General features: G+C 74.7%; 2 protein-coding genes and 1 pseudogene. 2 read left to right on the top strand and 1 reads right to left on the bottom strand.

The window, feature by feature from the left end:
• A partial coding sequence (locus tag HII36_RS54895; RefSeq protein WP_173531336.1) for an alpha/beta hydrolase occupies positions 1–678 on the top strand: 678 nt, incomplete at its 5' end.
• A 109-nt stretch (positions 679–787) separates the two neighbouring features.
• Positions 788–1,639, top strand: a complete 852-nt coding sequence (locus HII36_RS54890; protein WP_173531335.1) for an SDR family NAD(P)-dependent oxidoreductase — start codon at positions 788–790, stop codon at positions 1,637–1,639.
• A gap of 30 nt (positions 1,640–1,669) precedes the next feature.
• Here HII36_RS54890 and HII36_RS54885 read toward each other — a convergent pair.
• A pseudogene (locus HII36_RS54885) lies at positions 1,670–1,977 on the bottom strand (MFS transporter); the annotation flags it as partial.

Below are 1,977 nucleotides of genomic sequence, written 5' to 3'. Positions count from 1 at the left end.
GACCTGCCCGGCTACGGGCACACCCGCTGCGACGGGCGGCCGGTGACCTACGAGACCTGGGTGGACCTGGTCAGCGAGCTGATCGGCAGGGAACGGCGGCGCGACGGGCGTCCGCTGCTGGTGCTGGGCGCGAGCCTGGGCGGCATGCTCGCCTACAGCGCGGTCGCCCGCGCCGGCGCCGACGCGCTGGCCGTCACCTGCCTGCTGGACGTGCGCCGCCCCGACGTCCGCGCGGCCGCGGCCAGGTTCGGGCCGCTGGGCCGGGTCGCCGGGCCGGTCATGAACGCGCTGCGGGCCGCGGACGACCTGCGCGTCCCGATCCGGTGGCTGGCCAGGATGCCGGCGATGGCCAACCGGCCGGAGCTGAACGCCGCCGTGGCCCGTGACCGGCTGGGCGGCGGGAACCGGGTCTCGCTGCGGTTCCTGCGTACCTATCTGACCTCCGTGCCCGAGGTCGAGCCCGAGGCGTTCGGCGCCTGCCCGGTGCTGATGGTCCACCCGGCGGCCGACCGCTGGACGCCCGCCGAGCTGAGCCTGCCCTTCTTCGACCGGATCGGGGCCGAGAAGCGCCTGGTCATGCTGGAGGGCTGCGGGCACATGCCGGTGGAGGAGCCCGGTCTGACCCGGTTGGCGCACGCGTTGCGCGAACTCGCCGCCACGGCGGCGGCTCGACGGTGAGCTGTGTGGCGCGGGTCACTCGGCCGGGGCGTCACAAAGGCTGGGGCCGGTGGCGTCTCGTGAGCGACCCACGAGAAGGGCTCGTCGGTTGGCAGAGCGGAGAGCGTTCATGAGCAAGGTCTGGTTCGTCACCGGTTCGTCGCGCGGCCTCGGCCGTCACTTCGTCGAGGCGGCGCTGTCGCGCGGCGACCGGGTGGCCGCGACCGCCCGCGACACCGCGAGCCTCGGCGACCTGGCCGCCGCGCACGGCGACCGGGTGCTCCCACTCGAACTGGACGTGACCGACAAGGCCGCAGCCACCGCGGCCGTGCGGCGCGCCCACGAGCGGTTCGGCCGTCTGGACGTCGTCGTGAACAACGCCGGCTACGCCCAGATCGGCGCGATCGAGGAGCTGACCGAGCAGGAACTGCGCGACCAGATGGAGACCAACCTGTTCGGCGCGGTCTGGGTCGTTCAGGCGGCGCTGCCCTTCCTGCGCGCGCAGGGCTCCGGTCACATCGTGCAGATGTCGTCGGCGGCCGGGCTCGTCGCGATGCCGCTCGGCGGCGCGTACCACGCCTCGAAGTGGGCGCTGGAGGGCCTGAACGAGGCCCTGGCCAGGGAGGTGGCCGGGTTCGGCGTCAAGGTGACCGTGGTCGAGCCCGGCGGGTTCGCCACCCGGTCGGGCCGAAACCCCGATCCGCTGGCCAACGGCCACATGGCGCGGCTCAACCCGGCCTACGACGATCTGCGGCGGCTGCTCGGCGAGATCGCCGGCGGGCAGCCCGCCGGCGACCCGGCCGCCGCGGCCCGGGCCCTGCTCAAGATCGTCGATTCCCCCGCGCCGCCGCTGCGGGTGCTGTTCGGGCAGGGGTTCCACCCGATGATCCGGCAGGCGTACGCCGACCGGCTCAAGACCTGGGACGACTGGCAGGACCTGGCGGCCGAGGCGCACGGCGACACGCGGGACGGGGTTAGCTGAGCGGCGTCCCCTCGACCACGCCGGGCCCGGTCACGCGTGGGGCGTCTGCGCGCGGGACGGGAGCAGGAACATCAGCGCAGCCGCGACCAGATAGCAGGCGATCTGCCAGGGCAGGATCGCCGTCAGCGCCTCGGCGTAGCCGGTGAGCGGGGCGGCTCCGGCGGCGAGTGACGTCTCCAGCCGGGCGAAGAACACCGCGCCGAGCACCGCGACGCCGAACGCGTTGCCGAGCTGGCCGACGGTGGTCAGCACGCCGCCCGCCGCGCCGGCGTCCTTCCCCGGCACCCCGGCCAGGACGACGTTGATCAGGGACGGCGCGGTGAGCCCCAGCCCCAGCC

It is taken from the genome of Nonomuraea antri, from assembly GCF_013283785.1.
Classification (GTDB): Bacteria; Actinomycetota; Actinomycetes; order Streptosporangiales; family Streptosporangiaceae; genus Nonomuraea; species Nonomuraea antri.
Note: the sequence above shows the minus strand (reverse complement) of the source record. Positions and strands in the feature narration are given on the sequence as shown.